The sequence below is a fragment of the Methylotuvimicrobium buryatense 5G genome, from assembly GCF_000341735.1.
Lineage (GTDB): Bacteria > Pseudomonadota > Gammaproteobacteria > Methylococcales > Methylomonadaceae > Methylotuvimicrobium > Methylotuvimicrobium buryatense.
The window spans coordinates 2769726-2794901 of sequence record NZ_KB455575.1 but is presented as its reverse complement, the minus strand read 5'-3'; the positions used below and the strand labels follow the sequence as shown (position 1 = coordinate 2794901).

24 protein-coding genes are annotated in these 25176 nt (G+C 47.3%); 10 read left to right on the top strand and 14 right to left on the bottom strand.

Annotated features, from left to right (window positions below; translation table 11 throughout):
- The first annotated feature begins 132 nt into the window (after positions 1–132).
- The 3 genes from pyrF to METBU_RS0112520 all read left to right on the top strand — a co-directional run bounded on the left by pyrF (position 133) and on the right by METBU_RS0112520 (position 2977).
- The gene (gene pyrF / locus METBU_RS0112530) at positions 133–858 is read left to right on the top strand and encodes an orotidine-5'-phosphate decarboxylase (protein ID WP_017840959.1); all 726 of its coding nucleotides are present in this window, start codon (positions 133–135) and stop codon (positions 856–858) included.
- Positions 859–1267: 409 nt separating this feature from the next.
- Positions 1268–1984 (top strand): sulfite exporter TauE/SafE family protein, encoded by a 717-nt coding sequence (locus METBU_RS0112525; RefSeq protein WP_026130201.1) that lies wholly within the window; start codon positions 1268–1270, stop codon positions 1982–1984.
- Positions 1985–2002: 18 nt separating this feature from the next.
- On the top strand, positions 2003–2977 hold the full coding sequence (locus METBU_RS0112520; RefSeq protein WP_026130200.1) for a sigma-54 interaction domain-containing protein: 975 nt from the start codon (positions 2003–2005) through the stop codon (positions 2975–2977).
- A 207-nt stretch (positions 2978–3184) separates the two neighbouring features.
- Here METBU_RS0112520 and METBU_RS0112515 read toward each other — a convergent pair whose 3' ends face one another.
- The 12 genes from METBU_RS0112515 to rpoE all read right to left on the bottom strand — a co-directional run bounded on the left by METBU_RS0112515 (position 3185) and on the right by rpoE (position 13742).
- Entirely contained in the window at positions 3185–3922 is a 738-nt protein-coding gene (locus METBU_RS0112515) for a PP2C family protein-serine/threonine phosphatase (protein ID WP_017840956.1), read from the bottom strand.
- Between the two features lie 3 nt (positions 3923–3925).
- The gene (gene pdxJ / locus METBU_RS0112510; protein ID WP_017840955.1) at positions 3926–4681 is read right to left on the bottom strand and encodes a pyridoxine 5'-phosphate synthase; all 756 of its coding nucleotides are present in this window, start codon (positions 4679–4681) and stop codon (positions 3926–3928) included.
- On the bottom strand, positions 4678–5388 hold the full coding sequence (recO, locus tag METBU_RS0112505) for a DNA repair protein RecO (protein WP_017840954.1): 711 nt from the start codon (positions 5386–5388) through the stop codon (positions 4678–4680). The genes pdxJ and recO overlap by 4 nt, the downstream gene beginning before the upstream one ends.
- Positions 5381–6262, bottom strand: coding sequence for a GTPase Era (era, locus tag METBU_RS0112500; RefSeq protein WP_017840953.1), 882 nt, complete (start codon positions 6260–6262; stop codon positions 5381–5383). Before era ends, recO begins: the two co-directional genes overlap by 8 nt.
- Positions 6259–6942, bottom strand: coding sequence for a ribonuclease III (gene rnc / locus METBU_RS0112495; protein ID WP_026130199.1), 684 nt, complete (start codon positions 6940–6942; stop codon positions 6259–6261). Before rnc ends, era begins: the two co-directional genes overlap by 4 nt.
- Positions 6939–7316, bottom strand: coding sequence for a DUF4845 domain-containing protein (locus METBU_RS0112490; protein WP_017840951.1), 378 nt, complete (start codon positions 7314–7316; stop codon positions 6939–6941). Before METBU_RS0112490 ends, rnc begins: the two co-directional genes overlap by 4 nt.
- Before the next feature lie 32 nt (positions 7317–7348).
- A complete protein-coding gene (gene lepB / locus METBU_RS0112485) occupies positions 7349–8125 on the bottom strand; it encodes a signal peptidase I (RefSeq protein ID WP_017840950.1) in 777 nt (258 codons plus the stop codon).
- Positions 8126–8173: 48 nt separating this feature from the next.
- On the bottom strand, positions 8174–9973 hold the full coding sequence (gene lepA / locus METBU_RS0112480) for a translation elongation factor 4 (protein ID WP_017840949.1): 1800 nt from the start codon (positions 9971–9973) through the stop codon (positions 8174–8176).
- Between the two features lie 2 nt (positions 9974–9975).
- On the bottom strand, positions 9976–11373 hold the full coding sequence (locus METBU_RS0112475; protein WP_017840948.1) for a DegQ family serine endoprotease: 1398 nt from the start codon (positions 11371–11373) through the stop codon (positions 9976–9978).
- A gap of 244 nt (positions 11374–11617) precedes the next feature.
- Positions 11618–12580 (bottom strand): MucB/RseB C-terminal domain-containing protein, encoded by a 963-nt coding sequence (locus tag METBU_RS0112470; protein ID WP_017840947.1) that lies wholly within the window; start codon positions 12578–12580, stop codon positions 11618–11620.
- Positions 12581–12584: 4 nt separating this feature from the next.
- The gene (locus METBU_RS0112465; protein ID WP_017840946.1) at positions 12585–13139 is read right to left on the bottom strand and encodes a sigma-E factor negative regulatory protein; all 555 of its coding nucleotides are present in this window, start codon (positions 13137–13139) and stop codon (positions 12585–12587) included.
- Between the two features lie 12 nt (positions 13140–13151).
- Positions 13152–13742: an RNA polymerase sigma factor RpoE gene (gene rpoE / locus METBU_RS0112460; RefSeq protein WP_014147080.1), complete on the bottom strand. Its 591-nt coding sequence runs from the start codon at positions 13740–13742 to the stop codon at positions 13152–13154.
- A gap of 180 nt (positions 13743–13922) precedes the next feature.
- Between rpoE and nadB the strand changes: the two genes are divergently transcribed.
- Positions 13923–15524, top strand: coding sequence for an L-aspartate oxidase (nadB, locus tag METBU_RS0112455; protein WP_017840945.1), 1602 nt, complete (start codon positions 13923–13925; stop codon positions 15522–15524).
- A gap of 252 nt (positions 15525–15776) precedes the next feature.
- Here the strand turns inward: nadB and METBU_RS0112450 are convergent, their stop codons facing one another.
- A complete protein-coding gene (locus METBU_RS0112450) occupies positions 15777–16184 on the bottom strand; it encodes a hypothetical protein (RefSeq protein WP_017840944.1) in 408 nt (135 codons plus the stop codon).
- Positions 16185–17048: 864 nt separating this feature from the next.
- Here METBU_RS0112450 and METBU_RS0112445 point away from each other — a divergent pair.
- The 5 genes from METBU_RS0112445 to dmeF all read left to right on the top strand — a co-directional run bounded on the left by METBU_RS0112445 (position 17049) and on the right by dmeF (position 21855).
- Positions 17049–18437, top strand: a complete 1389-nt coding sequence (locus METBU_RS0112445; RefSeq protein ID WP_017840943.1) for a P-loop NTPase family protein — start codon at positions 17049–17051, stop codon at positions 18435–18437.
- 29 nt (positions 18438–18466) lie between these two features.
- Positions 18467–18961 carry a hypothetical protein gene (locus METBU_RS0112440; RefSeq protein ID WP_017840942.1) on the top strand — a complete coding sequence of 165 codons (495 nt, stop codon included), beginning with the start codon at positions 18467–18469 and terminating at the stop codon, positions 18959–18961.
- A gap of 546 nt (positions 18962–19507) precedes the next feature.
- A complete protein-coding gene (locus tag METBU_RS0112430; RefSeq protein WP_017840940.1) occupies positions 19508–19921 on the top strand; it encodes an exosortase system-associated protein, TIGR04073 family in 414 nt (137 codons plus the stop codon).
- Positions 19922–19994: 73 nt separating this feature from the next.
- Positions 19995–20690 carry an OmpA family protein gene (locus METBU_RS0112425; protein ID WP_017840939.1) on the top strand — a complete coding sequence of 232 codons (696 nt, stop codon included), beginning with the start codon at positions 19995–19997 and terminating at the stop codon, positions 20688–20690.
- A gap of 247 nt (positions 20691–20937) precedes the next feature.
- Positions 20938–21855, top strand: a complete 918-nt coding sequence (gene dmeF / locus METBU_RS0112420) for a CDF family Co(II)/Ni(II) efflux transporter DmeF (RefSeq protein ID WP_017840938.1) — start codon at positions 20938–20940, stop codon at positions 21853–21855.
- 346 nt (positions 21856–22201) lie between these two features.
- Here the strand turns inward: dmeF and METBU_RS0112415 are convergent, their stop codons facing one another.
- Positions 22202–23296 (bottom strand): NAD(P)/FAD-dependent oxidoreductase, encoded by a 1095-nt coding sequence (locus tag METBU_RS0112415; RefSeq protein WP_017840937.1) that lies wholly within the window; start codon positions 23294–23296, stop codon positions 22202–22204.
- A gap of 914 nt (positions 23297–24210) precedes the next feature.
- Here METBU_RS0112415 and METBU_RS0112410 point away from each other — a divergent pair.
- Positions 24211–25089, top strand: coding sequence for a porin family protein (locus METBU_RS0112410; RefSeq protein ID WP_017840936.1), 879 nt, complete (start codon positions 24211–24213; stop codon positions 25087–25089).
- Positions 25090–25176: the final 87 nt, after the last annotated feature.

The window sequence follows — 25176 nt, the reverse complement described above, 5'->3', positions numbered from 1 at the left end:
TGAGATGCGGTTAAGACGCGTTTGATATGCGCATTTGGCAGGGTGGAATAGTTGAATGCTATTTTAACATTCACTGTTGAATTAAGTTTCGGTAATATAGTGGCTTTTCTTATTGCATATCGATACTTGCTCATGACCGAAACTTTTATTTCCGAAAAATCCATTCCTGTCCGCGAGCGCTTAATCATGGCGTTGGATGTACCGAGTATCCCCGAAGCCCAAGCCTTGGTCGAAGAATTGGGCGATTCGGTGATTTTCTATAAAGTCGGCATGGAGCTTTTCATGTCAGGGGATTATTTTGGCTTTATCGAATGGTTGAAAAAACAGAACAAAAAGATTTTCGTCGATTTAAAATTTTTTGATGTGCCGGCAACGGTGGGGCGTGCGATTCGCGCGCTAAGTAGTAAAGGCGTCGACCTGGCGACAATTCACGGTAACGATGCCATTATGGAAGCGGCCGCGAAGGAAAAAGGACAATTAAAAGTACTGGCGGTGACCGCTTTAACTAGCTTGGATAGAGGCGATCTCGATGATCTGGGCTTTCAATGCGATATACGCGATTTGGTTTTATCGCGAGCTAAGCGCGCCTTGCAAATCGGCTGCGATGGTATTGTTTCATCTGGGCTGGAAGTGTCTATGTTAAGACAGGAGTTAGATCATCGTTTGTTGGTTGTCACGCCGGGTATTAGGCCGGTCGACAATAGGGAAGAGGACGATCAGAAGCGCGTGGTCAGTGTCGAGCAAGCTTTCCTTAACGGAGCCGACTATATCGTGGTCGGTCGTCCGATTCGAGATGCCGAAGATCGTAAATCGATGGCGGAAAAAATCCAGATGCAAATTCAGTCGGTTTTTAAATGAGATTTTAACTATTTAGTCTGAATGATGCGTGGATCTTAAGGTATACCTTTCGCACTTCAAATTTCGGCAGTGCTCGAGGTGGTGCCGGGTGTCCGACAAAGGCTTTGCCAGCATGGCGCTGGCATAGAGCCTACATGGGCGTATTCACGGCGTCCTTTGACGGACACCCCGGTGCCGAATTTTGATCTACGATGGTTATATCAAGCTGATTAGATGGCACAAGATATTGCGGTTGGCAATGTTCCTGGGCAAATACGCAAAATAGTCGCATGAGATTTTATCTAGTTATTCAATAATACGGCATAAGTAATTGATCTGTGTTATTACACGCAAAAAGATGAGTCAAAACCCTCGATTTTTCAAAACTAAATATTGTTTAAGTTAATAAATATGCTAATGTTCTCCCCCTATGGAACATACTATCCCCTTTAATGCCTCCTATTTTGTCGCTTTTGCGATGGGGTTGTTTAGTAGCATGCATTGCATCGGCATGTGCGGGTCGATTATTGGGACGCTTACGCTGAGTCTTAAGCCCGAGGTCCGTACTTCCAAGGCTAGGCTTTTTCCTTATGTGCTGAATTATAATTTGGGCCGCATCAGTAGCTATGCTTTGGCCGGGATGTTGGTAGGCTTTATCGAGGCGATATTGACGATGCCTTTTGGAGAAGGTCAGGGGCATAGGGTGTTGCAGGTACTTTCGGCTGTGATCATGACCAGTGCCGGACTTTATATCGCGGGATGGTTTCCGCGTTTTGCTTATATCGAAAAAGCCGGTGCCCGTTTTTGGAAATTAATCGAGCCGTATGGCCGCCGCTTAATTCCGGTGAAAACGCGCAAGCAAGCTTTTTTATTCGGTATGATTTGGGGTTGGTTGCCCTGCGGTCTTGTCTATGCGGCATTGGCGCTTGCGGCGACGACCGGTGATATAATTCGTAGCGGGTTGACTATGTTGGCTTTCGGTTTTGGGACTTTACCTGCCGTGATAAGTGTCGGTATAATAACCAGTGCACTAACGAGGTTATCCAGAATGCAGTACTTTAAGCAGACGGTCGGCTTATTGATGATTGCACTCGCATTATTGGCCGCTCTGCCATGGCTTAATCCCATGCGATTACAACACTTATAAATACTAGGAGAGGCTCCTGTGGATCATTTTAATTCGATAATTGGGAAATCTCCCGCACTCGATTCTCTACTCCGTAGCGCTAGAATGGTTGCTTGTACCGATGTGACCGTCTTCATCAAAGGAGAAACCGGTACCGGTAAAGAAATACTGGCTTCCGCTATTCAAAAAGAAAGCGCGCGTTCTAACAAACCGTTTATCAAGTTGAACTGCGCCGCCTTGCCCGAAAGTTTAGTAGAGTCTGAATTATTTGGACATAAAAAAGGTGCATTCACCGGAGCTAACGTTAACAAGCAAGGCATCTTTCAAGCCGCTGATGGCGGTACTTTATTTTTGGACGAAATTAATTCGTTACCTCTGTCGATTCAAGCAAAATTATTGCGTTTTTTGGAATTGGGCGAATGCCTGGCCGTTGGAGAAACCAAGCCCTACCGTGTCGATGTTAGAGTCATCGCGGCTAGTAACCAAGATTTGGTTAAGCAAATCGACGTAGGACAGTTTAGGCAGGATTTGTACTTTCGTTTAAATGTCGTGCCGCTGGAGTTGCCGCCTTTATCGAAAAGAACCGAAGATATCGAGCCGCTGGTTACTCATTTTGTTCGGCATTTTGCACAGGCCCATTCGCTCGAAGCCCCGCAATTCAGTAAACAGTCGATTCGAGTTTTAACTCGCTATCGATGGCCGGGTAATATTAGAGAACTCCGCAATTTGTGCGAAAGACTGTCGATTTTGTTGGCGGGAAAGGTTATCGAGCCCGATAATTTGCCCCATGAGTTTGCTGAATATATTGATGAAAAGACCCCTGCAGCGGATGCGGGCATTGTTCCGAGTTTTAAACTACCTGATTTCGGTATCCAATTGGACTCGCTGGAGGCTGACTTGATCAATCAAGCGCTGACTAGAACTAACGGTAATCGCAGCAAGTCAGCCCGGTTATTAGGCATTACCCGAGATACCTTGCTATATCGGATACAAAAACACGGATTGGCAGCCTAGTTTTAATTCAGAGAAAATCTACTCTAAGTACTGATTATCCTCTTTTGCGCATCACACTCGGTGTCGCATTATGTATTCCGAGATTTGAGTGATAGGGGTTGTTGTGTTAAATCAATAGACCCCTTTTCGATGCTAGCGTGTCGCTTTGATACAGAGTGCACGCGCAAACATCAGTCTTGATGTCAGTAATGCGGCTATTTAATCGCTTTATCCAAGGCATCTTATCCATTGCACCGTCACATTGTCGCTGTGCCCTCTTGCCCTAAGTACCGTCAATCGGGCGAATTTTCCCAGTTCGTTTTTACCGCTTTCGGGTTGCGCTAAGTCGAGTAATTCGGCGGATTTAACGTATTCCCAGAAGCCGTCTGTACATAAGAGAAATGTCTCGCCTAGTTTTATTGGAGGATAAACATGGATTTCGGGAAGATGGGTTTTCAAGATATTTACACTACGCGTCAGTTGGTTTTGTTCAGGGTGCAAGCCCATTTCTTGTTCGGTTATTGATCCCTCGTCCAACAGTTGCTGCGTGATCGAATGATCTTTCGTACGCCATAGAACTTTATTCGCATTCATCCGGTAAATTCGGGAGTCGCCGCAATGTGCAGTGATGGTTTGATTCGGGTCGATATAGAGCAATGCGCAGGTGGTGTGTGCTTCCGATGCGGATGGATCGTTGCCGAAAAGCTTTTTCATTTCTTCGATAGCCGAGTTAAACCAGGCAATCATGGTTTCGTCGGGAGCTTGGGCAAGATGCCCCCGGTACTGATTGACTAATTTTAATAAGCCTTGGCAAAAATATCGGGAAGCTTTTTCACCCGATTGATGGCCTCCTAGTCCGTCGGCAACAATAAACAAGGCATAATCGTCTTGAATAATGCGTCCCATCGAATCTTGATTAACCTCTCTGTCACCGGCCGAGGTTAATTGAAAGCATTGTAATTTCATCGGTTATTTGGAGATCAAGCACTGTAATCGGGCTTGCCGCATCAATTGTTTAAGATCGCCGATAGTTTTGGCTAAACCGGAGAAAACCGCTTGGGCGATAATGGCATGGCCGATATTTAATTCGACAATTTCAGGGATTTTGCAAATTGCTTCGACGTTGTGGAAATTGAGTCCGTGCCCGGCATTGACCTGTAGTCCGGCGCTGTTTGCATATTGCGCGGCCGATTGAATGCGCTTTAGCTCGTCGGAGCGAATGCTCGATGTTTCCGCATCGGCATAGCGTCCGGTATGCAATTCGACGACTGGCGCGCCTGCTTTTACAGCAGCATCGATTTGACCTTGATCCGGGTCGATGAATAAGGAGACTTCGATTCCGGCCTCCCCGAGCCGAAGACAGACATCGTTCATGCGTGCTTGATTTTCGGCCACGTTAAGACCGCCCTCGGTAGTCAGTTCTTCGCGCTTTTCCGGAACGAGACAGCAAGCGTAAGGTTTGACTTCGAGTGCGATTGCAATCATTTCATCGGTTACGGCCATTTCCAGATTCAGGCGGCTATGGATGATATCGCGCAGTAAATAAATATCCCGGTCCTGAATATGTCTGCGATCCTCGCGCAAATGAGCGGTAATGCCGTCCGCGCCGGCTTGTTCGGCGATCAGTGCAGCTTGGATCGGGTCAGGGTATTGAGTGCCTCTAGCTTGCCTTAACGTGGCAATATGGTCGATGTTGACGCCAAGTAGAATATCGTTGTGGTTCATGAATGCGAGTGTTTAAGGATTTTGGAAATAACCTCTCGGCTTTTGAGCGGCTTCCCATTCAAATGAAAATTAATTGCCGAGCGCATGATTTTTTTAGCCTCGGTCAGAGTGGTCCTATCCGGGAATGAGCGTGCTTCCAGTGCGAGGAAAGTGCTTCCCGCAAAATCTCCTTGCTCAGATTCGACCGGTCCCGACTCGGCATTGAAGCAGTATTTCTTACCGGGCGAAACCGGATGCTGAAGATTGTCTACATCGAACTGCAAGCCATAACCGACTTGGGTCAGCAGGTTAAGTTCAAAAACCCGGAGTACGGGTTCCAGTTCTAAGGTATTCGATAGCTCGCTTAAGGCGTTTTGATAAAGTAGAAACACTTCAGGGTGTGGATCGAAAGGGTGCAGAAAATAAGTGACCAGTTCATTGATATAAAATCCGCTGTACAGTGCGAGGTCATGCAGTTTCGGTGCCGATTGCCAGGGTTCGATGTGTGTCAGTGTTTTTAATTCCGACTTGCCGGCAATCGACAATAGTACAGGAACAAACGGACGAATAAAGGGACCTAGTTTCGATTTCGGTGTTCTGACACCTTTTGCTATAACCGTGAATCGGCCGAAATCCCGAGTCAATATTTCGGCGATCAGGCTGCTTTCTCGGAAGTTCCTGTGGTGTAGAATAAAAGCCGGTTGTAACGAAACAACAGTCTCAATCATTAAAGCCCAAGCTTCGCAATGCTCGTTCGTTGTCGGACCAACCTTGTTTGACTTTTACCCATAACTGTAAATAAACTTTTTGATCGATTAGTCTTTCGATATCGAGCCGGGCATCGGAACCGATTTTTTTCAGCATTTCGCCTTGTTTGCCGATCACAATGCTTTTTTGCGAGCTACGCTCGACCCAAATCACGGCATAGATTTTGGTGATTTCGGGGTTTTCTTCATAGCGTTCGATTTCGACCGTCAACGCATAAGGCAATTCGTCGCCGAGTCTGCGGGTCAATTTTTCACGAATGATTTCCGCAGTTAAGAAGCGTTCCGGGCGGTCGGTAATTTGATCCTCAGGGTAAATGAGGTCGCGTTCCGGTAATAATTCCATCACCAGTGCTTCCAGTTGTTGCAGATTGGTCTTTTTCAACGCGGAAATCGGGATGATATGTTCGAAAGCAAAGCGCTGTTGGGCTTCGGCAAAAAATGCCAACAGGGTCTCCCGGTCCTTGATCTTATCGACTTTATTGACCGCTAGAATGACAGGTAAGCCGGCTTGCTCCAGTTTTTTGAAAATCAAATCGTCATAAGGCTGCCAGGAAAGTCCGTCGATTAACCAAACGATGACCTCGACGCCGACCAAAGTGGTTTCGGCGGTCCGGTTGAGGTAACGATTCAGTGCACGTTTTTCGTTATCGTGCATTCCGGGCGTGTCGACATAGATCGCTTGGCCGGCTTCGGTTGTATTGATGCCGATAATGCGGTGTCTTGTCGTTTGCGGCTTTCGTGATGTAATGCTGATTTTTTGGCCTAATAAATGATTCATCAGCGTCGATTTGCCGACATTGGGTCGGCCGATTAGCGCAACATAGCCGCATTTCATGATTGTTCTCGCTTCAATAGTGCCAGCATTTGCTCGGCGGCGTCTTGTTCGGCTTTTTTTCTTGATACGCCGGAACCGATACACGATTTGTCCGATAACGGAATCGTGCATTTCACTTTAAAAGTTTGTTCATGCGGGAGGCCGGACATTGTCATTAAGGTGTAGTCGGGTAAGTCCAGTTTTTTTGATTGCATCAATTCCTGTAATTGTGTTTTTGGGTCTTTTTGCCAATTATCAAGCGATAAGCTGTCGAGTTTGTCCTGAAGCATATCCAGAACCCATTGCCGACAAATTTCAATGCCTTGGTCCTTAAACAAGGCGCCGATAATCGCTTCGATAGCATCGGATAGGATCGAGTCGCGTCGATAACCGCCGCTTTTCAGTTCACCGGAGCCAAGGATTAAATAATCGCCGATGTTAAGCTTTCTTGCCAAGTCAGCGAGCGTGCCCTGATTGACTAGGCTGGCTCTGAGTCTGCTTAAAACCCCTTCGCTGGCTTCCGGAAACATTTCATGCAGTTTTTCGGCGACCACGAATCCGAGTATCGAGTCTCCTAGAAACTCCAAGCGCTCGTTATTGTGCGCGCCCATACTGCGATGGGTCAGTGCCATTTTAAACAACTGCATATTATTGAAGTGCAAACCCAGTTTTTTGCAAAGAGTCTCAGGGTCTCTCGTCACTCTACACCCACCTCAATGACTTCATTAAACTCGACGAGCACGCTCAAATTACCGACAATCTTTTCGACGACTTCATAATCGATTTCAACTTTCAAATAATTGCCTTGTTTGGTTATTTTGACATCATCCTTCGTAACGTTATAAACGTAATTGAGGTTAAAACGTTTGTCCAGCGCATCCCAAACTTCGTTTTTACTTTTCGTTTGAATGTCGACAGTTTGTTTTAAACCCGCTAGTGAATTAACCACTTTGCTATGATCTATATAGATTGGCGCGATTTTCAAAATTAACAGCGTAAAAAACGCGATTAAGCCCAGAAGTAAGATAGTCGAAATGAGCGTCAATCCGGTTTGGCGTTGCAAGGAAGCTGTCATGGTCGTCCCCTATTAAAGAAAGGAATAGGATTTCATTGAATGATTGTACCGATACGATCGAAGCCGACGCCTTTATGTTGCCAGTCCCAATTCATCCATATAAAAAAAGCTTTCCCTACTAGATTTTGTTCGGGTACGGTACCCCAATATCGGCTGTCGTTGCTATTGTCGCGATTATCGCCCATTACAAAAAAATGTCCTTCGGGTACAACATAAACGCCGTCAATCGAGGGCGCGCCGGGACTGATTAAGATGCTATGTTCGATACCCTTTAAATCCTCTAAGAAATGTTCAGTGCCTGTCATGCTTTCGCCTTGGCCGACGCCCTGATAAACGCCGAGTGAAACGCGCTTAACAGGATGACCATTGATATAGAGGTTTTTTTTATCGTAAGCGATACGGTCGCCCGGTAAACCAATGATGCGCTTGATGTAATCGACCGAAGGTTGTTTAGGGTAGCGAAACACGACGATATCGCCTCGTTGAGGGGTGTTCATTTCGACGATTTTTTGGTTAATGACCGGTAATCGTATGCCATAGGTGAATTTGTTCACCAAAATAAAATCACCGATCAGCAAGGTCGGCATCATCGACCCGGAAGGGATTCTAAACGGCTCAACCAAAAACGATCTGAGCAGCAAAACGATTAACACGATCGGAAAAAACGAACGGGCATACTCGACCAAAATAGGCTCGTTTTCCGGTGGCGGGTCGATGCCGGCGAATTTAAGGTAGGCTAAATAACCGCCCCAAATCGCGCCGGTCAACACAGTGGCGATCACTAAAAAAAATGAAAAATCGAAATTCATGGATAGAGATGGATAAAGTGAAAATTGGTCGGAGTATAAGAATACAAGTTAGTCTTTGTTGACTTGAAGCACGGCGAGAAAAGCGTCTTGCGGAATTTCTATCTTGCCGACTTGTTTCATGCGTTTTTTACCGGCCTTTTGTTTTTCCAGAAGTTTTTTCTTACGAGTGATGTCTCCACCATAACATTTAGCCGTTACGTTTTTGCGCATCGCTTTTACTGTCGACCGGGCAATGATTTTGGAGCCTATCGCGGCTTGAATGGCGACTTCATACATCTGGCGGGGAATCAGGTCCTTCATTTTTTCGACCAAATCGCGGCCGCGGTTTTGGCTGATGTCTCGGTGAACGATGATCGACAGAGCGTCGACTTTTTCGCCGTTGATCAAGATATCCAGTTTAATCAGGGAAGCTTCTTGAAAACGCAAGAACTCGTAATCGAATGAAGCAAAGCCGCGACTGGCCGATTTCAAACGATCGAAAAAATCCAACACGACTTCGCTTAACGGCAATTCATAATTCAATGAGACTTGTCGGCCGGCGTATTGCATGTCTTTTTGAATGCCGCGTTTTTCGATACATAAATTGATAACGTTACCCAAATAATCTTGAGGAACTAAAATATTGGCACGGATAATCGGTTCCTTAATCGATGCGATCGTGCCGATATCGGGTAATTTAGCCGGATTGTCCACCATCAGGACTTCGCCGTTGTGGGTGGTGACTTCATAGATTACGGTCGGAGCGGTCGTGATCAGGTCGATATCGTATTCGCGCTCGAGACGTTCCTGAATGATTTCCATGTGTAGCATGCCGAGAAATCCGCAGCGGAAACCGAAGCCCAGTGCTTGCGACGTTTCAGGTTCGAATTGCAGCGATGCGTCGTTTAATTGTAATTTGTTTAGCGCTTCACGCAAGTCTTCATAATCGTCTGAAGATACCGGGTATAAGCCGGCGAATACGCGCGGCTGGACTTTTTGAAATCCGGCCAAAGGCTTATCGGCAGGGTTATCGGTCGAGGTGATGGTATCGCCGACCGGAGCGCCGAAAATATCTTTGATCGACGCCACCATGTAGCCGACTTCGCCGGTATTAAGGACGTCTTTTTCCAGTCGCTTCGGTGTAAACACGCCGACTTTGTCGACAAGAAAAGACTTGCCGGTCGACATGATCATGATCTTTTGTTTGCGGCGAATACTGCCGTTGACGATTCGGATTAGCGATACGACACCTAGATAGCTGTCGAACCAGGAATCGATGATCAGTGCTTGCAACGGTCCCTTTTCGTCGCCGGAAGGCGGCGGGACCAATTGAACCAATTGCTCCAGTACGTCCTCGACGCCGAGGCCGGTTTTAGCGCTGATTTTGAGGGCATTATCGGCGGGAATGCCGATGACGTCTTCGATTTCAGCCATCACGCGCTCGGGTTCGGCAGACGGCAGATCGATTTTATTCAATACCGGGACGACTTCCAGGCCTTGCTCGATTGCGGTATAGCAATTCGCGACACTTTGCGCCTCTACGCCTTGAGCCGCGTCGACCACCAATAATGCTCCTTCACAAGCGGCTAGGGACCTTGAAACCTCGTAAGAAAAATCGACATGCCCCGGAGTGTCGATGAAGTTCAGTTGATAGATAATGCCGTCCTTGGCTTGGTAGTTCAATGTGACGCTTTGCGCCTTAATCGTAATGCCGCGTTCCCTCTCGATATCCATCGAATCGAGTACCTGGGCTTCCATTTCCCGATCACTCAGGCCGCCGCATAGTTGAATAAAGCGGTCGGCCAGTGTCGATTTGCCATGGTCGATATGAGCGATGATGGAAAAATTTCTAATATTTTTTAAATCCACGTTTATTTATCTAGTTTAATGGCCAAAAAGACCGGGCTGCCACGCCGCTGTATTAAAACGGCAATCGATTGGCCGGCCGGAAGATTTTTGACTATTCTATCAAAATCAGCCACATCGCGAATGACATTATTAGCGATCCTTAAAATGACGTCGCCGCGTTGGATTCCGACTTGTGCAGCAGGTCCTTTGCCGACATTCTGAACTAACACGCCGTTTTTCATGACTTGCGTTTGTTCGCGTTGTTCTTCGTTCAGATTGCTGACGCTGATGCCGAGACGGTTGTCCGGCTTCGGTGCGGCTTTTGTGGCGGCTTGTTGAGCGTCTTCCTCCGGTAGTAGTCCGATTTTAACGCTAATCGCTTTTTTATCGCCTTGGCGAATCACGGTTAATTTTGATTTTTCATTGATCGGGCTCATCCCTACCAGTGGCGGCAGGTCTCCGGATGTTTCAATTTTTTGACCATTGAACTCGATAATGATATCGCCTATTTGAAGATCGGCAGCTTCTGCTGGGCTTTGGGCGATAATCTTGGCGACCAAGGCGCCGACAGGACGTTTCATGCCGAAGGATTCGGCCAGTTCTCGGGTAACGTCCTGAATTTGCACGCCCAGCCAACCGCGCGATACGCTACCTTTGGTTTTGAGTTGGTCGACGACGTTCATGACGACATCCATTGGGATCGCGAACGAAAGCCCCATAAAACCGCCGGTCCGGCTGTAGATTTGGGAGTTGATGCCGACCACTTTGCCTTCCATGTTGAATAATGGGCCGCCCGAATTGCCCGGATTAATTGCGACATCGGTTTGAATGAACGGAATATAATTTCCACCAGGCAGACTGCGTCCTTTTGCGCTTACGATGCCGGCGGTGACCGACTGTTCGAAGCCGAATGGCGAACCGATCGCAAGTACCCATTCGCCGACCTGTAATTTTTCAGGGGAGCCGATGGCAACCGAAGGTAAGTCTTCAGCCTCGATTTTTAACAGTGCGACATCGGTTCGTGAGTCCGATCCGATCAATTTAGCCACTAATTCGCGTCTGTCGGTTAGTTTGACGACGATTTCATCGGCATCCTTGACGACATGATGGTTAGTCAATACATAGCCGTCGCCGGAAATGATAAACCCCGATCCTAACGAATTGGTTTCTCTGGGTACCATACCGCCTCCCGGTCCTTGGAAGAAATGTTTGAACAACTCTTCCAGTTCAGGGGGTATGCCTTCCGGTAATTGAGGCTCGCCGGTAAAGCCTGCCTCTTCATTGTCCGGCGCTTTCTGGGAGGTGCTGATATTGACCACGGCTTTGCCATTATCCCGGACCATCCCGGTAAAGTCGGGCAATTGCGCTGCAGCGTTTTGAATTAACAACAAGCTTAATAATAAGGGTCCATAAATTTTCATAGAGCGATAGCCTCCTGGTAAACTCATGATAGATCGTCGGGAATTAAAGGTCATTAGATAGCGGTTTTTAGACAGGGGATGGGTGATTTTACTGTTCGCTTTCGTAAAAGAAAGCATACCGGACCGATTAATTGGCCGAACGACATCGGTGTCGGGAAACCCGTTAATCGGTGAATGAATTGGGTTGTGAAATTATTTCAATGCACGCCGGTTCATTGTATAGATGCGTTGATCAATGGCAAGTCTATTGGGTATTCGTGCGAAGCTCAACGCCTTCCGCGATATACCTGACGGTTTCTTCGGGTACTTCGCCCATTACGGTGACCAAATGGTCGTCGATGATTCGGCTGTACGCATTTACCGAGTCGGTCGAGCGAGCGCCCAGCTCAATATTAGCACTTTTATTTTCAAGATAAACCGATACAGACGAAAATCCATCAGATAAGAGTAAGTGTTCCACGGGGCGATTACCGCCCTGCATCGTCATTTGTACGAAAAACTGCTTATGAAAGCCGCCGGGGACTTGTTTCAAAACAAATCCGGCGGTTTTAAAAGGCATAGGTTGCCGGTTATGAATGCGTTCTACCTCTTTATCCAAGAGAGCAGAGTCGACATCGATAAACGGCAAGCTAGATTTGACTTCAAGTTCGGTAAATACAACCTGCTCGATGGTATTGCCCGAGCGGTCGTAAACTTCGACCTTTAACGGTAGATATTGTTGGTTGTCTATCCAGATTCGGCGTGCATATCGATACCGGTCTTTCGGAGAAATATCCAAGATTCTTGCAGGCAGCATGGCTACTTGCTCTTCGCCGGAAAACGTAAATTGATAATAGTTTTCCAGGTCATTTAATTGCTCGGGTAAGTCGATTAAAAAAGACCGTGCGGCGGGTCTGTGATCGACGATGACTTTAGAGGTTTCCGGGAAGAAACAGCTGACTTTATCGGCATCTCTAATGGTTTCTCGTAGTGGAGAGTTTAGCGAAACTAAGCGTTCTTGTCCTATGCCATTGGTCGAGGCATGCGAATATTTTAAGACATTAAGTTTGCCGTTTCTTAAAAAAGCCACTGTACCCTGGTAATTAAGGTGTTTCATTGCTTGCTGCATTTTCAATAGCGAATGCCCAGGCGTCTGCTTGACATCGGACTCAGCGGCAAAAGCGGATGCAGCTGTCAGCGACAAAACAAAACTTAAAACTTTCAACACGCGATTATTCCTGATGATACTGAACGGTCCGCGCATAAGGCCGAAGATTGACTGACCCGTCTATGTAGCGGCTGCTGTTATGAGCTTGAAGGTATTCAATAAAGCGGTTTCTCGTCAATTCCTTCTCGGATGAATGATCAAGGGTCGGCTGAGGCTCCTGCAGATCGACATTCGCCGCCATCGTTACCGATTGCGATTGAGATAATGGCATCATATGCGGTTGCGAGGATTGATTAATCCCTTGAGAAACAAGTAGCGCGACTGCTGCTGCTGAGGCGGCTAAAGCCGATATCGAGGCGTAAGATTTTTTAAAAGTTTTGCGTCGCGTTGCTAGATAAACGGGCTCGGTTTGCAAACTCCGACTGATCCGTTGGGCAAACCCCGCATCGACTGGTACGAAGTTGTCGGATTTAAGCACATGGCTGATCGCTTCATAGCGGTGCAATTGTTGCTGTAACTCCGGCTGGGCATGCATTTTTTTTAGCAAACTCAAGGATTCTTGATAAGAGAGATCGTCATCAAGGAGTTGAGAAATTTTTTGATTTAGTTCATCGACCATCAAAAGTTACCGTCATTTAAGCAAAGGGGTTAATTTATTATCGATCGCTTCTCGCGCTCTAAAAATGCGCGATCGAACAGTTCCCACCGGGCATTCCATTGCCTCGGCAATTTCTTCATAACTCATTCCTTCGAACTCCCGCAAGGTAATGGCTATACGCATTTCCTCCGGTAATTTTTCTATTGCGGCTTTGATCGTTTCTAGGATTTCTTCGTTCAACAAATGCTGTTCCGGCGTGTCCATACCCTTTAGCTCCGGCGCATTTTGTATTTGTTCCGCATCGTCGATATCGATTTCATAATCGCTACTACGCCGCGAACGGGCAACCAGATAGTTTTTTGCGGTATTAATGGCAATACGATAGAGCCAGGTATAAAAAGCGCTGTCGCCTCTGAAATTACCAATCGCTCGGTAAGCCTTGATAAAAGATTCCTGCGCCACATCTTGAGCTTCACTGGGGTCCTTGACATAGCGGTTTACCAGTTGAACTATTTTATACTGATATTTTATGACCAATAGATCAAAGGCAGACTTGTCGCCCTGCTGCACGCGCAACACTAAGTCTTTATCCAGTTGTTCGCTGGTCCCTGTTTTAACTTTCACAATTTTTCCAATGTGTTTCGATAGACAGAATTAAACCGCACAAGTTCTTAAGCTTCAAAAAAAATTGCTAACGTATAAAAAAACGTTATTATCCACAAACAAGGCTTATGAAGCCATATTAAAGTATTGCTGTGTTCATACCTAAAAACAAAAACAAATAAATGCCGACAATCGCCCTACATGAACCAACCTGAAACTTATGATGTCCTTATTGCCGGCAGTGGCGCGGCTGGATTGAGCCTGGCTCTCAAGCTTGCCGATCGAGTCCGAGTCGCCGTATTGTCAAAGTGCGTGATCTTCGAAGGCAGTACTTATTATGCACAAGGCGGAATATCCGCGGTTTTGGATGAACAAGACTCGCTCGAGTCGCATATTGCCGATACGCTGGATGCCGGCGCCGGATTATGTGATCCCGATATTGTCGAATTAACGGTCAAGCATGGTAAGGAGTCAATCGATTGGTTAAGGCATCAAGGGGTTGCGTTCACGGAAGAGCAGACCGAAACCGGCGAAACGCAACTGCATCTTAACCGCGAAGGCGGTCATTCTCATCGCCGCATTGTGCATACGGCCGACGCCACAGGTAAGGCCGTTTCGGAAATATTAATCGAAAGGGCCAGGGCACATCCTAACATCAAGATATACGAGCATCATAATGTCATCGATTTAATTTTGAGCAAAGAAGCCAATGACAGGGTCACGGGGGCTTATGTGCTCGATATCCGCTCACACCGTGTTAAATCTATCGCGGCTAGAGCCGTCGCGCTTGCGACAGGCGGTGCCAGTAAAGTGTATTTGTACAGCACTAACCCCCAAATTGCGACAGGCGATGGTATCGCTTTGGCTTGGCGTGCCGGTTGTCGAGTTGCTAATATGGAATTCATGCAGTTTCACCCCACTTGTCTTTATCATCCGCATGGGCATTCGTTTTTGATCAGCGAGGCGGTCCGGGGAGAGGGCGGGCGTCTCATTTTGCCGGACGGGACTGCGTTCATGCATCGCTATGATCCTCGGGAGGAACTGGCGCCGCGGGATATCGTTGCCAGAGCTATCGATCATGAAATGAAAAAACGCGGGATCGATTGCGTTTATCTGGATATCAGCCATAAACCGGAAGCCTTTGTACGAGAGCATTTTCCGAATATTTATGAGCGTTGTTTAAAACTGGATATCGATATTACTAAACAACCTATTCCGGTTGTGCCGGCCGCTCATTACACCTGCGGCGGTATTTTAGCCGATCGCAATGCGCGTACCGATTTGTCGAATCTCTATGCGGTCGGCGAAGTTGCCTGTACCGGATTGCATGGCGCGAATCGCATGGCCAGCAACTCGTTGCTTGAATGCCTGGTTTTCGCTGAGCGGGCTTGTCAGGACATTCTGCGAATACTGCCCGATATTCCGTTGCCTTCCGAGGTTCCTGAATGGGATGAGTCCAAGGTCAGCGATTCCGACGAAGAGGTGGTCGTTTCTCACAACTGGAGCGAGCTTAGGCACTTTATGTGGGACTATGTCGGTATCGTACGGACCGATAAACGATTGAGTCGCGCGATGCGCCGAATCGAGTTACTGAAAAGCGAAATCGCTGAATATTATAGCCACTTTAGAGTGACCAGCGATTTATTGGAGCTTCGTAACTTGGTGATAGTTGCCGAATTGATCGTGCGTTGTGCTCAGCTCCGTAAGGAAAGCAGAGGCTTGCATTACACGCTCGATTATCCGGAAATCGATAAAAGTAAACCGGCGGTCAATACAGTTTTAACGCCTTTAAAGAAAGTTTGAGCCTAATCCCTTTGTACCAGCAATTCCCAGTTTGAGCAGTTTCGCCGATTTTAGGGTGTGGGGTATGCCTGTCGAGGAACGCCGTAAACCCATCCATGGGGGGGGCTTGGCGGCAGCTCACTGCCGCCGACACCTGCCAATTCAGTTACCGAACCCTCCCTAAAAAGGGAAGTTATTTACGACCAAATCCTTTAGACGCCCTTTGGTAGGCTCCACCGGCGTCGATTCGTCTTGCAGCAAGTGTGCATAGGACTAATACAAATGCCTTAGCAGCAAATCGACATATTGGGCGGCTTGTTCGCAAGGCACGACCGATCTTTCCACTCGCCGCATCAACAGCAGGCCGGCATTTTGGTCGTCCATGCTCTTGGTCGCATATTCATTTAAAGGGCGGCATATTTCATGCATTTCATGCTCGGCCAGGAAGATGTCGTTATATTGATTCAAGTCGTCGCTTCGTAGAGACAAGAGCATCACTTCGTTGGTTAGTCGGTTTTGAAATCGGAAGACTTGTTCGACATAGGCTTCAAAAGCTTCCCTACTCAGGCCGGTGCCCCCGTAACCTCCCCAAAAAGGTTTTGCGCATCCCGATAAAGCGATAACAAGTATCATGACCATTGAGGCCCAAGCGACAGGAGGGATAGTATTTGTTTTTTCCATCTAACGACTCGTTTTATAGTCTAGGCTGTCGAAAAAAGCCATTTTAGCTAATTTTTGTGTTGCCGCTTTTTATAATCTCAAAATATCTTGGAATTTGCTGGTGATCATAGGCTATAAAGTGCCAGGTGTAAGGTGCGCATCACGCACCTGGGGCGGGGCCTCATAAGCGCCAACTTAGTGCCTATTCTATAGCGCGTTTATGGTTTTATTTGTCATATCGGTATGGGTTGTCAATATTCATGTTACATGGATGTGGTGCTAAGCATTGCCTTCCATGGCGGAATAACGCGTTCCTTTCTTAAGTTGGTGCTTATGGGGGGGGGGGGCGTCGGTTCGAAACCGTGGAAAGATGAGCGATGCGCGCCCTACAGTGCTCGTCTTTTCTTATAGCCCCATGATTAAGATAACAAAACCGACTAATATACGGGCTGTCAATGACAAAGGCAAAGGCTTGAATACCCATTATTTCTCAGGATTGGCGAGTTGCATCAATTAATTCAGCATTCGTTCCGGGCCGGCATATTTCGACACCCTTTTTACCCTCAAATTGGGAATGGCTGATGCGGATAAGATCATTTTTTGATTGCGTTTTAACTGGGTGTATACTTGAAATCCTGCTTAATAATCATGGAATTCAGCGTAGTTACCCGGTCTATTGTCGTGCCGCGCCCGTCGGTTGGCGAGGTAGGGTAGCGACACCAGCGATGTATAGTTAAACTGCTATGTCGGTAACTCCGCTATCCTTGACGACTGGATTCCGGCAATCTACGCCGGAGACGCGTTTTCGTTAACGTAATGGCAGTGACCCATGACGTCCGGCTCAGGCGTGGTAATAACAATAAATAACAATTAAGGGTCAAACTGATGACAAAAAAAACACCCGGTAAACAATTACTCAATATTGAGAAGCACTTTGTCGATAATAATCCGGTTTTGCTTGATGCGGCCAAGGTTTTTCACGAACTTGATCAGCTCGAATTCGATCTGGGCTTGATCGGTGAGGACGAAACCACGGCCAGTCAACATTCCTGGTGGCCTATTATCAGCGTGATCGGCGGATCTTCCCAGGCGAGTTCGCGGTTTATCAATCAATACCTGAACGCGAATCAGAGCTTGGCGGGAATACAATCGTCCAATCATAAATTCACGGTTCTGCAGCACAATAGTCAAAACCATGCGGTAACCTTACCCGGTTCGGCGTTGGATTTGGATCACCGCTTGCCTTTTTACCAGATAAGCCGAAAGATAGAACGAGAAATGCCGGGCGAAGGCAATAATGTTAATGCGTATTTAGAGCTGAAAACCGTCAATAACGAGCGCTTGAAAGGTAAGTTGATTATCGAGTCGCCTAATTTCGGCATAGAAGCCCCGGTTAATCCGATTACAAAGCTGCTCACCCGGCATATTGTCGAGATTTCCGATTTGGTGCTGGTGTTTTGCGATGTTTTCGATAGCGAACTGCATTCGTTGACGGGGCTAAGCCAAAGTATTGCCGAACAGCAGGACTCCAATAAATTCGTCTATATCATCGATCATGCGGCCGCAAATGCGGAAATTATTAAATCGTGGCAAAAAAGATTGGCGGAACTGGGCATCAAAACCGGACAGTTCGTTGTGTTATCCAGCCAGGCAAATCTAGCCGATCCCCAGAACAAAGAGTCGATGGGAATTATCGATGAGCGTATCGAAAACTTAAATCACTACCGGTCCTACCGAATTCTGCAAGCGCTCGAACAGAATATTCGTGATATCCGCGAGGTCGTCATGCCGGAAGTCAAGCAGGCAATCGAACTTTGGAAAGAACGCGCGCATTTTTCCAGCCTTCTGATTTTAGGTTTCATCGTTATGTTGATGTTGTTTGCCGAAATTCAAATGGGCTTCTTTGCGATATTATTCGATCCCATCGTGGGGCCATTGGCGTTAGTCGGTCTGATCGCATTCATGGCGCCGCTGCATATCGCAATCAGTAAATTGCAGGCCAAGCTAATTATCGGAAGATTGGAAGAACGGCAAAAGGAACTCCATTTGCTGGAAAATCTAGCGGACTTGTTCGAAAAAAGCTTGACGAATACTCACATGCTATTGCCGATCAATACGCCGGTGGGCTGGAATAAAAAAACAAAGCTTCGTTTGGCTAAATTAAGCGAAAAAGCCAAAGAATTGGTCATCGCATTGAACGACGGGTTCAATGTTTATGAAGAGCGATTAGAAAACGCCAGCAAAATTTTGGAATCCGAAAGTCCGGACGCGTAGTTTTTTTGAATAACAATCAGGGGGAAGGAATGGAACTTATAAAAGCCTACGTTCCATTATGCTGGTTCAGGCATTGTCCGCTAGAATTGCCGCGCTCGGTTAGTTTTTTTCAAAAAAATTTATATTACTACTTGTTAATCGAGTTATTTATTCTGGCTAATATCACCGATCCGTTAGATGCTCTGATCGAAGCTATTCTGGAAACAGGATTGACTTTGCTGTTTGTAGAAATGCTTTTGTTTTTTAAAAAAGCGAGTGCGGGGTTTATTTCGGCCGCGACCAGTTTTTTGGTATGTGAGAACATCATTGCCACGGCGGGTCTTCCTGTGATCGTGTGGCTAACGACGACCGACGATTTGTTGAGCTACTATATTTTATTCGGCTTGATGGTCTGGGGTGTTGCGGTTATTGCCTATTTGATCATGCGTATTTTATTGATCACACCCGCTTGGGCATTTGTTTTATCGATTGTTTATTTTAGTGTCACGCATGGCGGTTCATTTATGTTGATGCTACTGATCTAGTTCATGCTCAAGAAAGCCACTGAGGCTGAATCTTAATCGGTTCGTACTTCGTGACGCTAATGCTCATCAATTCTAGGCGGGCGTTTTTTCTGTAAAGACAGGGGTGAATCCCAAGTCGATAATAGCGTTTTCGGCGGCCGGTTTTCAAAAAAGATGGCCGGTGGTGCGCATCGGTGAAGATAGTATTAACTGGTTTGCGTCGAATTACGATTTTCATCTTTTAAACCTGTAGGTAATAATGAAAATCACTACGAATACAGGCAGGGTGCCGGTTTGACAACATTCAACCTTTAGGCTATTGTCTTTCTCGAGGGATAAAGGAGAGCGGCGTCCCTTCGATTTAAATATCAATTTTGCATTAAACCGATACATGTAGGGGGAATTGTTTGATGCTTAAGCAAGGAGGCTTTGGCCTGTATGGCAGTCGAATAAACCGTGGGTTGATGCTGTTTCGGTCATGTGAAAACTCTTTGGGTCGGAGTTATAGCAACTTAAATGATTGTTATAGTGGACCTGATACCTTTAACGTTTCGGGAGGAATCTACAATGAATAAAAATAAATTAATCACCGCCGGCCTGTTAGTCGGCACACTCGTAACAGCAAGTCCGGGATATGCCGATGATCACGATCACGGGTATTTGTCCGGCTTTACTAAGAAAGTTAGTCAGGGTTTTTTTAACACGACGACAGGGTGGATCGAAATACCAAAAAATATCGTCAATATCAGCAGCGATTCTAATATATTTCTCGGCATGAGCTGGGGGTTGTTACGTGGCGTGGGTCATGGTGTGAGTCGGACAGTCATTGGTGTGGCTGAGCTGGTTACCTCCCCGATTCCTACAAGCGACTATATTACTCCGCCTTATGTGTGGGACCGTTTCAGTGAAGATACGCGTTATTTCGGCGCCCATTATCCGGGTTTTTGGACGACTTACGGTCCATTGGATGACGGCGAATAATCCATCATTTGGATTAATGACTCTCCACTGATTTCCCGGTAGGGATCGCTTTTGATTTAAGAGGATAAAAATCATGAACAGAAAACTTGTATACCTGTCGCTTGCTATATTGGCTCCGGCATTAACGGCCTGTACCCCCCCCGCGAAGGACATTCCCGCTTTAAGATCGGAAATGGACGCAGCGGTAGCCGGAAACCTTGGGCAAGCGCTGTACCATTGGGAAGCTTCGGAAGAAAGATTCGAAGAGGCCAATCATATACTAGGGCATTGGCAAAACGACCATTATTGGAATATCGATCAGCGGCAAAAAGCGATGAATGCGGCTCGCGATGCGGCCAGTCATCGTCTGGAAGCGGAAAAGGCTATGTGCGCATGGTTGACCGAAGTTCATAGCGATAATCACGATAAGGCTGGTCAAGTTCAAAGAACCGGCGCATTTTTTAGCACCGGTAGCGCAACGCCTTACAATACCAATCATCATGATATCAATGTGATCGGACAATACCTGCAAACTCACCCGAATGCAACCGCCGATGTTGTGGCATATACGGATACGGTCGGCAGCGCGGAAAGCAACAAAAGGCTGGCTGAGCGCAGAGCGGCATCTATCGCGAATATGCTGAGACAAGCGGGCGCTAGACCGAATCAATTGAGGATATCGGCGGTTGGCGAAGCGGATGGACCTAACAACAGTCCCAATCAGAAACATCGCGTCGTTAAAATCAGTACAGTGCATGCCGAATATGTCGACTGCCCTAAACTGAAATAAACACGCGGCTTTTAATTCCGTTCTCAATTGATCGGAATACCAGGCTACGCATCGAAGTAGCCTGGTTATTTCCGGCCATCTCTCTTCAAACCTCACTCGCCTCGTTGTAATCCGATTGCTTCTGTCTAATTGACTTCCAATTAGCATGGTTTCAAAATGTCTCCCTAACTGCCCCGAAAATAGGACCGTATAAAGCGATAACGGTCGTTATTGCCAATTTCATCGTTTTAATACCGGAAAGGATCGTATGCGCGACGCGGATTCAAAACTGAGTTGCAATTTGCATCGGGATATCGAACAACATAAAAAAGCCGAGAAAAAGACAAGTTTCGTACTTTTTTTGACCGCGGTAACCATGGTGGCCGAAATAACGGCCGGAATCTTTTATGGTTCGATGGCCTTATTGGCCGATGGTTGGCACATGGGTACCCATGTCGCGGCGTTCATGATCACGGTATTTGCTTATCGTTACGCCAGAAAAAACGCCCGTAATCCTAGGTTTTCATTCGGCACCGGTAAAGTCGGCGTGTTGGGCGGCTTTGCCAGTGCGGTTACGTTGGCTGTCGTTGCCGCAGTCATGGCGATGGAGTCGGTCAAATATCTGTTCGAGCCGCAAAACATTCGTTTCGACGAAGCGATCGTGGTGGCCGGCATCGGCTTGTTAATCAACTTGTTGTGCGCGCTAATACTGATTGATCGGCATGATCACGGGCACGGCGACGAGCACGATCATCACCACGATCATAATCTCGAGGCGGCATTTTTTCATGTGTTGGCCGATGCATTGACCTCGGTTTTAGCGATTGCCGCATTACTGAGCGGAAAATATTACGGATTGAATTGGCTGGATCCCGCGATGGGGATATTGGGCGCATTGATCATCTTGCGTTGGTCGATGACCTTGTTGAAGAAAACCGGGCCAATATTGCTGGACGGCAGTATCGAAGAAAATTACACGGTCGCGATTAAGATGACGCTGGAAAACGATTCGGATAATCGGGTTTCCGATCTTCATGTCTGGCAAATCGGCCCTAACCAATACGCCGCGATCGTTGCCGTGACGACTCGTTTTCCGAAGCCTCCGGACTATTACAAAGCCTTGCTCGGCGATTTTCGCCGAATCAAACACATCACGGTCGAAGTGCAGGGCTTGGCATCGCAATGAAGCTTCGCATTCAATTCGTATAACAATCCTAAATTCTTCTGCGGGACGGGTTATTTAGCCCGCCCCCAACGTTTCGTTTTGCCCTAAACGTTTAGGCTTGCTTCGGTCACGGTCGAAACGTTTAGGACGGGGTTGCAAACCCCGTCCTGCCAAGGTATACCCTTTGCTTGTCAAATTTCGGTGCCGGGGTGCCCGTCAAAGGACGCCGTAAATACGTCCATGTAGGCTCTATGATAGCATCCATGCTATCAAAGCCTTTGCCGAACACCCCGGCACCTCCATAGGCAATGCCGAAATTTGAAGTGCGAAAGGTATACCTCCGAATAGCCGGAATAGTGATTTCGGTTTAATGAGGGGCGAATAAGCTATAAGGTTCCTGTTTGATCAAAGGTGTCTCACCTAGAATCAAATCGGCCATCAAGCGAGCCGACGCGGGCGCCATGACCAGGCCGTTACGAAAATGGCCGGCGTTAATGCTCAAATTGTCAAGGTCGGGATGCCGAAAAATATAAGGGACGCCATGCTCGGTTCCGGGGCGCAGGCCGGCCCAATGCGTCATGATCGGCGCCGTTTTCAATGTAGGGCATAAATGTTCGGCGAAAGACTTAAGCCGGCGATAAGTCGCTTCCGAGATCGATTTATCGAAGCCGCAATGCTCGACGCTACTGCCGACCAGTATTTTACCGTCGAGGCGCGGAATCAAATAGTGATCGTTCTCGAGAATCATGCCCGGCAAGAGGTTGGGTGGCGCGTCGTAAAGCAGCATTTGGCCTTTGATAGGTTGGATTTCAGGTGCCGCGAATTCGGAAAAGAAACGCTCGAATAGCGTTTTCGTCCAGGCACCGGCGCAGACCGTTAGATGACCGACCGGACGCTCGCCTCGATCGGTAGTCAACGAAACGATTCTGCCGTTTTTAACGGTGACGTTTTGCACATCGCAATGTTCGATTAACTCGACGTTTCGGTTTTCCGCATCCCGGCGGGCCGACTTCAATAAACGAGGATTGCGGGCATGAGCAATAGCGGGAAGCCAGAGCGGATTGAGCGGATCGCAATTCAGGTTATCCAAACTCGGCGTTTGCTCGGTTCGATAATTGATGCTATAGCGATCGCACCAATCGATAGCCTGTTCGATATCGGGATTACGGCTGATAAACAAGCCGCATGGACTCCATTCGGGGTCGATGCCGGTCGATTCTTTTAGTTCCGTCGCCAGCGTGGGGTAAATGTCCAGGCTGTGCCGGACTAATTCGGAAATCGCGCTAGGCTGTCGCCACGGATAAATCGGCAATAAAATGCCGCCGCCGGCCCATGAAGACTCTTGGCCGATTGCGTTTTTTTCCAGAATACTCACGCGGGCGCCGGCCATGGTGAGTTCGCGGGCGGTCAAGAGGCCGATAATGCCGCCGCCGATAATCGTTATGTCAGGAATGGTGGTCATGTTTGGTTTAATTACGTTTTGACGTTTCGGCGCGAAGTATACCTATCACACTTCAAATTAGGGCAGTACCCGAGGAGGCGCCGGAGTGTCCGACAAAGGCTTTGCCAGTATGGAGCTGGCAAAGAGCCATGGACGTTTCACGGCGTCCTTTGGCGGACACCCCGGTGCCGAATTTTGATCTACGATGGGTATAAAATGCTTTGAGGCCGAGTAAATCATCGGATGTCTTTTCGCGAAGGATTCAAATAGGCGCTATTTTACGCGGCTTTAACCGGTGCGACCATTAGATGAAGCGAAAAACGAAAGTTTCTGATGTTTGAAGCGGTTTTTATTGATGAGTAATACACACCGCCATTAAGTAAAGGGAAACCCGTTATTCCGCCATTGATTGATGTAATCCGGTGTCATGGATGGCAAGTTTTAAGTTGCATTAGAGCCTAAAGCAAGAATTACATAATTTTCCTCGTTCCAAAAAGGTCCTCCGTTAAGGCCATTAAGTTAAGCCGTTCGTGGTGAGCCTGTCGAACCATGGTCGGCTTAACTTATCGACTCCGGGCTTTTCCAGGGCACCCCAGCGCCGGATTTTGATCTTCGATGGGTATAGCTTAATGGCAGTGATGCGTAATATAAGGTGCCTAAAAACTGCAAAAGAGCGTTACTAAATACCGAATGGTCTGAGCTCGGCCGAATTTTAATAGATTGTTGTTTTTAGCATACAGAACGAACATGTGTTGATGTTGTTTTTATTAGTGTTTGATAAATAATGATTATCCAATAAATAATAAAAATCCTTAATTGCTGTAAGGAACTTGTAAGGATGAATTTTAGCTGCTATTATCCTTTTCGTGAAAAAGTCTTGTTGTTTTAAGGCAAAAAAAAACATAAACAAAAAAATCTCTTACGAGGGGGAACCGATGAAACTGAACAAAACTCAAACCGCTCTGGGCGTGGCAGCAGTATTGGCGGCAGGCGCGCTGGTTGCACCGACCGCATCGGCCGATGCCAGAGTCGAAGCGCTGGAAGCGCAAGTTAATCAAATGTCGCAAATGTTGCAAGAAATGCAAGGCGAATTGAATCGCGTACGCGACTCGGCAAGCCGCGCGGCTTCAGAAAACACCGCAAAAGTCATGGAATTGGATGAATGGGCGGCGTCGGTGAAATCGGCTCCTGCTGAAGCAAAAAGCAAGGATCATATGGTCTTGTTGAGAGGCGGTTGGGCGAGAAATAATGGTTCGCGAGGCGGGTTTGATCTCGACGGTAATCCTTCTGCGCTTGGATTGGCTTTGGGTGTAAATGGTCCGAATGGTGATCCGTTGGCCAGCGGCCTTGTCGGTCCTAATGAAGGAAGCCGAAATGCGTGGTATTTTGCCGGCGGTTTTGATTTCAGTACCAGCGACGACTTATTTGGCTTGTGGGATGGCGCCGAAGTCTTGGCTGAGTTGATGGTCGAATACAAGGAGTTTGACGATGCTACATTTAGTGCTTTAACGGGCCAAAATGTTACGATCAATCAAGTCAACCTGAGTGCTTCGCCTAAAATCAAATTCATGAAAGGAAGTGATTTTAGGCCTTGGTTGATTCCGATCGGTTTCGATATCAACATCATCAGTCCGCCGTCCGGCGCGGTAACCGTATTTAGTCCGGGTGCTGTATTCGGCGCCGGTGCCGATTATCGTATTTACGAGAACATTTACGTTGGTGCCGACGTGCGTTATCACTGGGCCGCCGATTCTTTGGATGGCGTCGACACCAATACTGTCACCGCCGGTGGTTATATCGGTCTTGGCTTCTAAGCAAAACGCTTAAATTCCAAGCTAAGCAAAAAGGAGGGCGTCAAACCCCTCCTTTTTTTATGTCCGCGTAGGCTGCGCATCGCGCAC

Coding starts and splice junctions, on each gene's coding strand:
- METBU_RS0112450 (WP_017840944.1), bottom strand. CDS start 16,184: ATGGAAAAAACAAATACTATCCCTCCTGTCGCTTGGGCCTCAATGGTC.
- METBU_RS0112445 (WP_017840943.1), top strand. CDS start 17,049: ATGACAAAAAAAACACCCGGTAAACAATTACTCAATATTGAGAAGCAC.
- nadB (WP_017840945.1), top strand. CDS start 13,923: ATGAACCAACCTGAAACTTATGATGTCCTTATTGCCGGCAGTGGCGCG.
- pdxJ (WP_017840955.1), bottom strand. CDS start 4,681: ATGAACCACAACGATATTCTACTTGGCGTCAACATCGACCATATTGCC.
- era (WP_017840953.1), bottom strand. CDS start 6,262: ATGAAATGCGGCTATGTTGCGCTAATCGGCCGACCCAATGTCGGCAAA.
- lepB (WP_017840950.1), bottom strand. CDS start 8,125: ATGAATTTCGATTTTTCATTTTTTTTAGTGATCGCCACTGTGTTGACC.
- METBU_RS0112425 (WP_017840939.1), top strand. CDS start 19,995: ATGAACAGAAAACTTGTATACCTGTCGCTTGCTATATTGGCTCCGGCA.
- dmeF (WP_017840938.1), top strand. CDS start 20,938: ATGCGCGACGCGGATTCAAAACTGAGTTGCAATTTGCATCGGGATATC.
- pyrF (WP_017840959.1), top strand. CDS start 133: ATGACCGAAACTTTTATTTCCGAAAAATCCATTCCTGTCCGCGAGCGC.
- METBU_RS0112410 (WP_017840936.1), top strand. CDS start 24,211: ATGAAACTGAACAAAACTCAAACCGCTCTGGGCGTGGCAGCAGTATTG.
- METBU_RS0112490 (WP_017840951.1), bottom strand. CDS start 7,316: ATGACAGCTTCCTTGCAACGCCAAACCGGATTGACGCTCATTTCGACT.
- METBU_RS0112440 (WP_017840942.1), top strand. CDS start 18,467: ATGGAACTTATAAAAGCCTACGTTCCATTATGCTGGTTCAGGCATTGT.
- recO (WP_017840954.1), bottom strand. CDS start 5,388: ATGATTGAGACTGTTGTTTCGTTACAACCGGCTTTTATTCTACACCAC.
- METBU_RS0112430 (WP_017840940.1), top strand. CDS start 19,508: ATGAATAAAAATAAATTAATCACCGCCGGCCTGTTAGTCGGCACACTC.
- METBU_RS0112475 (WP_017840948.1), bottom strand. CDS start 11,373: ATGAAAATTTATGGACCCTTATTATTAAGCTTGTTGTTAATTCAAAAC.
- METBU_RS0112415 (WP_017840937.1), bottom strand. CDS start 23,296: ATGACCACCATTCCTGACATAACGATTATCGGCGGCGGCATTATCGGC.
- METBU_RS0112525 (WP_026130201.1), top strand. CDS start 1,268: ATGGAACATACTATCCCCTTTAATGCCTCCTATTTTGTCGCTTTTGCG.
- METBU_RS0112465 (WP_017840946.1), bottom strand. CDS start 13,139: ATGGTCGATGAACTAAATCAAAAAATTTCTCAACTCCTTGATGACGAT.
- METBU_RS0112515 (WP_017840956.1), bottom strand. CDS start 3,922: ATGAAATTACAATGCTTTCAATTAACCTCGGCCGGTGACAGAGAGGTT.